The sequence below is a fragment of the Mycobacterium sp. genome (genome assembly GCF_049802695.1).
In the GTDB taxonomy this organism is placed as follows: Bacteria; Actinomycetota; Actinomycetes; order Mycobacteriales; family Mycobacteriaceae; genus Mycobacterium.
This window is the reverse complement of the sequence record NZ_JBARMY010000151.1, coordinates 1-7726: the sequence shown is the minus strand read 5'-3', so window position 1 is coordinate 7726 and position 7726 is coordinate 1. Positions and strand designations below refer to the sequence as shown.

General features: G+C 63.0%; 11 protein-coding genes, 1 tRNA gene and 1 pseudogene. 3 read left to right on the top strand and 10 right to left on the bottom strand.

The features are described 5' to 3' along the window. Positions 1-126 precede the first annotated feature (126 nt). From WA317_RS06295 to WA317_RS06285, 3 genes and pseudogenes are all read right to left on the bottom strand, one after another. Positions 127-303: a hypothetical protein gene (locus tag WA317_RS06295; protein ID WP_425172216.1), complete on the bottom strand. Its 177-nt coding sequence runs from the start codon at positions 301-303 to the stop codon at positions 127-129. A gap of 408 nt (positions 304-711) precedes the next feature. After that, positions 712-887: pseudogene (locus tag WA317_RS06290) on the bottom strand (IS256 family transposase); the annotation flags it as partial. A 25-nt stretch (positions 888-912) separates the two neighbouring features. Then, positions 913-2160: an IS110 family transposase gene (locus WA317_RS06285; protein ID WP_425172215.1), complete on the bottom strand. Its 1248-nt coding sequence runs from the start codon at positions 2158-2160 to the stop codon at positions 913-915. A 522-nt stretch (positions 2161-2682) separates the two neighbouring features. Here WA317_RS06285 and WA317_RS06280 point away from each other — a divergent pair. Further along, positions 2683-2904, top strand: coding sequence for a hypothetical protein (locus tag WA317_RS06280; protein ID WP_425172214.1), 222 nt, complete (start codon positions 2683-2685; stop codon positions 2902-2904). Between the two features lie 11 nt (positions 2905-2915). Further along, a complete protein-coding gene (locus WA317_RS06275) occupies positions 2916-3203 on the top strand; it encodes a hypothetical protein (protein WP_425172213.1) in 288 nt (95 codons plus the stop codon). Positions 3204-3335: 132 nt separating this feature from the next. Here the strand turns inward: WA317_RS06275 and WA317_RS06270 are convergent, their stop codons facing one another. Further along, positions 3336-3926, bottom strand: a complete 591-nt coding sequence (locus WA317_RS06270) for a TIGR03086 family metal-binding protein (RefSeq protein WP_425172212.1) — start codon at positions 3924-3926, stop codon at positions 3336-3338. A gap of 255 nt (positions 3927-4181) precedes the next feature. Between WA317_RS06270 and WA317_RS06265 the strand changes: the two genes are divergently transcribed. Next, entirely contained in the window at positions 4182-4310 is a 129-nt protein-coding gene (locus WA317_RS06265) for a hypothetical protein (protein ID WP_425172211.1), read from the top strand. Positions 4311-4334: 24 nt separating this feature from the next. On the opposite strand, the gene WA317_RS06260 is transcribed toward WA317_RS06265, so the two are convergent. The 6 genes from WA317_RS06260 to WA317_RS06235 form a co-directional block, all read right to left on the bottom strand. Continuing rightward, positions 4335-4874 carry a hypothetical protein gene (locus WA317_RS06260; RefSeq protein WP_425172218.1) on the bottom strand — a complete coding sequence of 180 codons (540 nt, stop codon included), beginning with the start codon at positions 4872-4874 and terminating at the stop codon, positions 4335-4337. Positions 4875-5058: 184 nt separating this feature from the next. Continuing rightward, positions 5059-5703 (bottom strand): type IV toxin-antitoxin system AbiEi family antitoxin domain-containing protein, encoded by a 645-nt coding sequence (locus tag WA317_RS06255; protein ID WP_425172210.1) that lies wholly within the window; start codon positions 5701-5703, stop codon positions 5059-5061. Positions 5704-5820: 117 nt separating this feature from the next. Then, on the bottom strand, positions 5821-6090 hold the full coding sequence (locus tag WA317_RS06250; RefSeq protein WP_425172209.1) for a helix-turn-helix domain-containing protein: 270 nt from the start codon (positions 6088-6090) through the stop codon (positions 5821-5823). A gap of 181 nt (positions 6091-6271) precedes the next feature. Next, positions 6272-7351 (bottom strand): tyrosine-type recombinase/integrase, encoded by a 1080-nt coding sequence (locus WA317_RS06245; protein WP_425172208.1) that lies wholly within the window; start codon positions 7349-7351, stop codon positions 6272-6274. Between the two features lie 88 nt (positions 7352-7439). Next, a tRNA-Ala gene (locus WA317_RS06240) sits at positions 7440-7512 on the bottom strand. Positions 7513-7576: 64 nt separating this feature from the next. Further along, on the bottom strand, positions 7577-7726 hold a 150-nt coding region (locus WA317_RS06235; protein ID WP_425172217.1), incomplete at its 5' end, for a hypothetical protein.

The following is a 7726-nucleotide window of genomic DNA, read 5'->3' as shown; positions in this document are numbered from 1 at the left end:
AGACCTCCGATGGTGCTAACTGTCAAGTCTTCAGAGTTCGGCCCAGCCCCGGCTTCGAGCGACGTGAACGCAATGGCCCCGATTAACCTGTCACAGGCACGGCAATAGTTTGATGAAATCCGTCCCTTACGGCAGCACGTCCTCCTCGTCGATCGGGTCTAGACCGCAGGACTCTTGACGCGCTACGTCGTCGAACTCGTCGTGCTGTTCGTAGCGTTGCGCATCGCGTTGAGCCCATCGCTGGTTACGCAGCCTGACCTGTCGGTCGTACTCGTCAGGGTCGTCCTGCCACAGCTGCGCCATCGACACACACTGTGGGCACACGCCAGCCTTGGCCGTGTCGAACGGGTGCAGATAGATGACTCGGACTCGTCTGCCACACGCGGCCCTCACAAATTCGCGGTCCTCGAGCAATGCCGTTTCAGCCCGGGCGAGAATCCAGCGCCTCACACGGTTAACGTCCTTCGGCGCATCACGAAAACAGTCGATCGGCGGGCCGGGGTCAGCAGAGTAGAGCCAAGCGTGCATTGGGCCAGGGTCGGCTGGCTCCGCCGGATCCCAGTACTTCGTGACGGGGTCCCTCTTCATGTCGGCCAAGCGAGCCGCCGCTCGTGAATCCGCAACCTTCACCCACTTAGTGTCGCCGCTGCCCGCACGTCTGGAAAGAGACCTGGTAACGACCGCCAACTCGTTGAAAACCTCTGATCCGCTTCAGACGAACTCCGTTTTGGTCGATTCGCAGGGTTCAGTGGGTGTTATGTCGACGAGGCGCTCGAGCAGTTTGCCTTTGTTGAATACGGCGCCGACGCGGACCGGGCAACCAGGCGAGGAGCGTCGACGGCGCGCCAGCGGGCTTGGGCGGCGTCGATCAGCTTGTGGGACGTGGCAGCCGGCTATTTGCCGGCACGGCAATCAGGCTGCGGCAGCGGGTAATTCGGGGAATGCCTTGCCTCCGTCGAACACCTGGTGTTCCTGTAAGCAGTGATAGAGCTGGCCTAAGAGTTTGTTGAAGAGGTTCCGGTTGGCGGCGGCGTGGCGGTCGCCGTGTTCGCGCCGCTGGCGGTAGTGCTGGCGGGCTGGCTCGTAGATCGAGGCGGCGGAGAAGGCCCATAGCCAGCCCACGGTGACCAGGCGGTTGTTCTTGATCTGTCGACGTGTGACGACCAGTGATCGGCCGGAGGCCCGGGTTACTGGTGCTGATCCGGCATAGGCTTTGAGCGCTCGGGCGTCGGCGAACCTAGTGCGGTCATCGCCGATCTCGGCGAGAACGCGGGCGCCGGTGGAGTCGGCCAGGCCCGGGAAGCTGGTGATGATCTCGTAGTCGGGGTGGGTTTCAAACAGAGCGGCGGATGCTTGGCCGAGGGCGTCGACGTTGGCGCACGTGGTGTCGAGTGCGGCTAGGAGGGCCAGGGCATGCTGGCCCATTGCCTTTTCCACGAGAATTGGTTGTCGCAGTTGGGTTTTACGTAGGCCAGCTTTGATCTGAACTGCGGTTGCGTCGATACCTCGGGTGCGCCCGGCGCGTCGAAGTGCGGCAACGATCCTGCTCACCGACAGCCTCGCCGCCGCGGCCGGGGTGGGAGCGATCGCCAGCACCGCGCGGGCTTCCGGGCTGGCGATACCCAACGGGAGCCGGCCTACGAACGCCGCCAGGAAGGTTGGGTAAAACTCCCGCAGCACGGCACGCAGCTGTTGAATGGCTTTGGTGCGGGCCCAGATCGCGTCCTGATGAGCGCGCGCCAACACCGCGATCGCTTGACACAATTCGCTGTCAGCCGGCAGTGGCCGGTGCAGATGCGCGTCGACACGCAGAATGTTGGCCAGAGTCATCGCGTCGGCGTGATCGGATTTCGACCGGGCGACCGAATGGCGTTCGCGATACCGCGCCACCGCCAGCGGGTTGATTGCGTAGACCGCCCGCCCAGTGGCCCGCAGGGCGGCGACCAGCAGGCCGCGCGGCGTTTCGATCGCGACCGGAACGGGGGCATCGTCGGTGTCGCCGGCCTCGGCGAGCATGTCGACCAATTGCGTGAAGCCGGTGGGGTCGTCAGGAATGCGTTTCTTAGCGACTAGCTTCCCGTCTTCGTCGATGATGGCGACGTCGTGATGGGCTTCGGCCCAGTCGATGCCGCAAAACAGTTTCACGTTGGTGTCCTCCAATGATGTTGTGGGTAACAGGTTTCGGGCCGTGGCCCGGGCAGGATGCGCAGCGCTCTACTTACGAGGCTCGATGGCCTTCCCTCCGATGAGCTGTTCGCGATCCCAGCGACCCGCGCGGCGCCGGTCTTTACGAGAGCTCTCCGGCTCGCGAAAATCTGAGGCGTTGCATCCGTGCAGGCGGGCTTGAACCACGCGGTTAATCCCACCGAACGCTCACCTTGCGACCCCGCCGCGACACGCTCGGTCTCTAGATAGGACTTTGGGTCCAGAAACGAGATAGGCGTTTGCTGCGTCAGGGCCGCAAGGGGGCGAACATTAACTAGCCCCACAACCAGGCCGGTCTGTAGGAAGACCTCCGCGGTCCGATAACACTCAGGCTTGAGCTGAGGGACTAGTGGCTGTTCACAGCTAAGTAGAAACGAGAGTGATCAGATCCTGTCTCGCGTCGTGGTCCCGTCGGCAGGCTTATCGCGTCGCGCAAGGTAACTTGCGCGACCGTGTTAGGCAAGGTAACTTGCATGAGTGGAGATCGCGGATAACGCCCGTAAGCACGGTGTTGCCGACGAGGACATCGAGCATGCAGTCCGCAATGCCATGCGCGTACTGAGCCAGGGCGACCGTGACCTCTACATCGGTGCCGACCGGACGGGCCGGCTCCTCGAGGTCGTCGTTCTCGATGACGACGGCCACCCCATGGCGATCCACGCCATGGCGCTCCGCCGCAAGTTCTACGAACACTTATAGAGGTGATGGATATGCCCCGAACCCGCGAACAGCTCCAGCAAGCCGCCGAGGCCGCCGAGCGCTGGCTCGACTCGCTCGACCCGGCGGCTATTGCTTCGCCAGACGCCGATGCCAGTCGGTTGCGTCGTATCGGCGATGCCGTACGCGCCGTGGCCAGGAGCCAGGTGGAGTTGGCCGACGCCGTGGCCGAGGCCAGGGCGCACGGACACACGTGGACGCAGATCGCAGCCATGCTCGGCACCAGCCGCCAGGCCGCTCAGGAACGCTACGGCGAGTTCGCCGAGCGTCCATATAGCTGATCGATCCTGGGTGGGGCATCCTCCCGGGGCATGACAATCAAACTTGGCCGGACACCCGTGTCTCACTTGAAGAGAAACGAGGTCGGAGGTCTTCTTTCGATCCGATGCCTTGTCTTAGACGGTGGCTCGAACTTAGCCGCCGTCATCGACTGACCGCCCGAGGAAGGCCATGAGCCGGCTGGTCGGCGAGGAGTCTATTGGCGCGGGTTGGGCTGGTCCGAAGCCACCCGGACGCCGCAGTACTGCTTCTGGCACCGACCCCACAAGCCCTGTACATAGGGCGAGCAGATCGCCGGGCAGCTCGACCAACTGGCCTTGTGAGCGGTGTATGTCCCAACTGTGTAGGGCCAAGTCCGAAACGGGGTACGTAAGCGCTCGGCGCAGCGGGACCTCGCCCTCCGGGGAGATCCGCAACGCGTCTAAGTCGGCTGTGGGCAGAGCATCCTGTAGTCGAGTCGCCAGCTCACGCAGAGCTCCCACTGGGTCGTCGTATGTCCAGTCGGCCGGCTCGGATGGGCCGTCCCAGAGCTCTCCGTCTTCGGCGAGAGTAACGATCTTCGTTGCGCTGCCGGTTACGTGACCCACCAGGTCACGCAAGCTCCAGTCGTCAAGGTTCGAAGGGTTGTCCCAGCTTTCCGGCTGAATCTGACTCACCGCGTCGATCAGCAGGTCGATCGCGGCGACGGCCATCAGGCCAATCTGTGCAGTCGTGTCATCATTCATGACCGAATCGTAGGGACCGGTAGTGACATAACGCCTCCAACGACCTCATGTTCAAGGTCCGCTATGGAATGTCTCGTTTGTAAAGAAACGAGACACCCCTTTGATGCTCCACTCCCTGATGACGCGGTGTCCCCCTGACGCGGCGTCTCATTCCTCACACCTCACATCGTGTGTCTCAGATCCCCACTGTCGGTGGGCAGTGAGACAGTCGTCGCATCGGGCGAGTTCACAATTCATCGCTGGAAGGAAGATCGGATGGCTACAGGTAATAAAGATGCCAGCCTCGCTGGCAAGCAGCTCGCCAACAAAAAGTCAACGAAGGCTCAAAAGAGCATTGCCGCAAGCGACCTGGCGCAGAGTAAGGAGAAAAGCAAGGGCAAGTAGGCCTAATCGCCTGCTTCGGATCAGCTAGGGCGTGTCTCGTGCCCGCTTCGGGTGCCGTGACCGTGAGACGTGTCTGGCCGGCAAGTTGAGCTTGCCATTCGGCGTCTGAAGGCTCCGTTTCGAAGACGTAGTCCCCCGGCAATTGGTTGGTGGGTCCGTAGTGCCGGTACAAGTCGGCGGCCGCGGCATCGATGGCATGGAGGCCGTTGAGCGCCCACAGGTCCCAGAGATCTCCGGCGGCGTGTCGGTCGGCCCACGTGCAGTCTTGGACGCGGCGAACGCGGGCAGTGTCGGGACGACCAATTCTGCGGCTGGGGCATCGCCGTAGCGCTGAATAAGCTGACGGCGCTCTGCGGGCCAAATCGCGCGGCCCCGCGAGGACAAGAGCTGACCCTTAACCGACAGCCCGCTCATCGTTTCAAGCACCACCGGGAAGGTGTGTGCTACCGCACTCAGCGGCGGTTCGACCCTGAGTCGGCCGTGGGTGCGCGCAAACGCGCGGGGCAGTTCACGATCAAGCTGCTCGGCGAGGGCCTTGCGGTCGTCGATAGCGATCAAGTCGATGTCCTCGCTGAGCCTCCCGTACGGCAGGTAGGTGCGGGCAAGGGCCGTTCGACCGATGAAGTGTGGACCTGGTCGATAAACCGCCGGCTGAGGAACGCGAGCACATGTGAGACGAAGTGGTCACGTTCCACTTGTTCAGCCGCGACCCCGAACTGTGCGGCTACCCGCTCACCCTCGTCATCGTTCACGTTGCGCGAGCCCATAGTTCAGCCCGGCGCAGCGAGGCCATCCTACGCTGGTCTGCGGCAAGCATTTTCAGCCGCTGCTTGTCGCAGCGGGGGTAAAGGACCGTGACAGCCGACGCGACCTCAACTTCGGCGTCGCCCAGTCCCGGGCGGTGCGCCAGATCGAGGACAGTCTGCTCCGGGCTGGTCACCAGTGCTGGCCCGAGTGAGGTTTCGATGCGCTCCGCATCCAGTATCTTGGTGTCACGCTTGACGAATCGGACGAGGGCGGGACGGTCAATCAACGTGATGGCCCGGTGTTGGTCCGGCACGGCCACCACAGCTGTAGCCACGGCGCGCGGAATGGCCCCGTGTGCTCTCGCTGCGCTGACACCCATCAGGACCGCATTCGCGGGACCGTAGACGGCCGAAGCGATCCCCACGGCAGTCGCCTCCAGATTGGGCCGCCATTCGCGGCCCACCATGTCTTGGGCAACCACCACGTAGAAGCCTTTGGCCACGCGGTGAAGCAGGCCCCTGTCGGTCAGTCTGGCGAGTTCCTGACCGGGATAGGCGTAGATGTCGTTCGCGTGCTGCGCACGTACAGTCCTCAAGGGAACGCGAGCCAGCCCGGCAGGGAGCTGCGTACTACGCTGTGGCGCCATCGGTTAATCCTTAAGAATGTATCTCTTAGGCTTCAAGCCTAAAGGACGCATACTGACGGCGCAAGAAGCTTGCTGACAAGTCGCCGCAAGCTGTTACCGGACCTGAGTGCACCGGCGCTACGAGGCGAAGCGCCGCCGGCTGGTTGGGGTCAGACCTGACGGGCTCACGTCCACAGGCTCAACGGGTTGCTCCAGCGAAAGCGGTTGAGGCACAACGCGGAACATCTCGACGGCCATATCTATATCGCCAGCCGTCATCCGCCAACTCCGACCGACTTTGCGTCCCGGTAGCTTTCCCGCACGAAGTTGAGCGGCCAACCACTTCTCCGACACCCCGCCGATTCGCTCGGCGGCTTCGGCAAGGTCATATGTCAGCGGCTCGGTCACCATGAATCTCCGCAGGACGCGCCAAACATGTTCTGACACGACCCGGCTGCGGAAACAACGAACCACATTCGTTGCCTTGCCGCGTAACCCGTGCCGCACGGTCCATTCATTAACGATAAACGCGGGGTACGCGTTACGCGACGCCCGACGACCACAAAATTTTCTCTACTACACATCGGTGCTACACCCCAGCTGCCAGTCGAGCGCTGATGGCCGCAGCGGCGGCCTGCGCGCTTCGCCGGTCCAGGTGTCCGTAGGTGCCCACCGTGGTCTCGATCGACTCGTGGCCCAAGTGATGCTGCACGACCGCCAGCGGCACGTTGTCGGCGATCATCCACGACGCGCAGGTGTGCCGCAGGTCGTGGATCCGCGGCGACTTGCCAAGTTTCGCCCGTTTGACCGCCGGCGCCCAGACTCGTCGACTGAAGCCCTGTGCGCGGACAAAGTCTCCGGCTCGATTCGTGAAGAGCCACTCACCGGTGCAGTCGAGCTTGGCCAGAACGCTGTCGGCGACGTTGATGGTGCGCACGGACTTGGCTGACTTGGGCGGGCCGAGTTTCAGTCCGTCGTTGGTGACTTTCCACGCGCGGGATATCCGCACGGTGCCCTGCACCTGGTCGACGTCGCCCGGCTGCAATGCCGTCGCCTCGCTCCACCTCGCCCCGGATGCCACGAGGAACATCACAAACGGCCGCCAGTACTCGGTGACGGCGTTGAGCAGAATGGCGAAATCGGACTCGGTCAAAAACACCATCTCGCGCCGCTCCCATCGCGGCAGCCGCACTCCATGGCACGGGTTCTTCGTGAGGTGGCCGGCGGCGACGGCCGCATTGAAGGCTCCCGACAAAAACCGTTGTTTGTTCGCGATCGTCTTGCCGGAGGCACCCTCCTCGAACATCGCGTTCACCCATAGCGCGATCTCGTCGCGGGATAGCGCCGCCAGCGGTGTGGCACCCAAGGTGGGTGCGATGTCGTTGGCTAGATACGACCGATAGCGCCGGATAGTCTCCGACTCCACACCGGTGAGGTGGTCGATGTGATGCCCGATCCACTCCTCGACCGTCAGAGCCGACCCGCTACGTTCTGTCGCAGCAACGACCTCGATAGCCTTTGCCGGGCCGACCTGATTCACCAAGTCTTTGAACCGAACCGCCTTCGCGTGCTCGTCGAAGGACAGCGACGACTGCCTGCCGTTCACCCTGAACAGCACGGACGTGTACGCGCTGCCGTCTCGACGGGTGCGCAGCCGAAGCGTCGCCATGCAAGCAGAATACGCCGGAAATGTTGACCATGTTGACCACGATGTTGACCAACATTCCGTGAAAACGCTCTGAACTGCGGTTTCTCGGTGGAGCTCAGGGGACTCGAACCCCTGACCCCCACACTGCCAGTGTGGTGCGCTACCAGCTGCGCCATAGCCCCGTTGAGGTGTGCCCATCGAAGCTACACCACCGGCAATCCGCGTTCAAAGTCGCTGACCAGCGACTCATCCGACGACTTTATCGACAATGTCCTGCGCCGCCCGCTGCACTTCGGCCAGATGCTCGGGTCCGCGGAACGACTCGGCGTAGATCTTGTAGACGTCCTCGGTGCCCGACGGACGGGCCGCGAACCAGGCGTTGGCCGTCGTCACCTT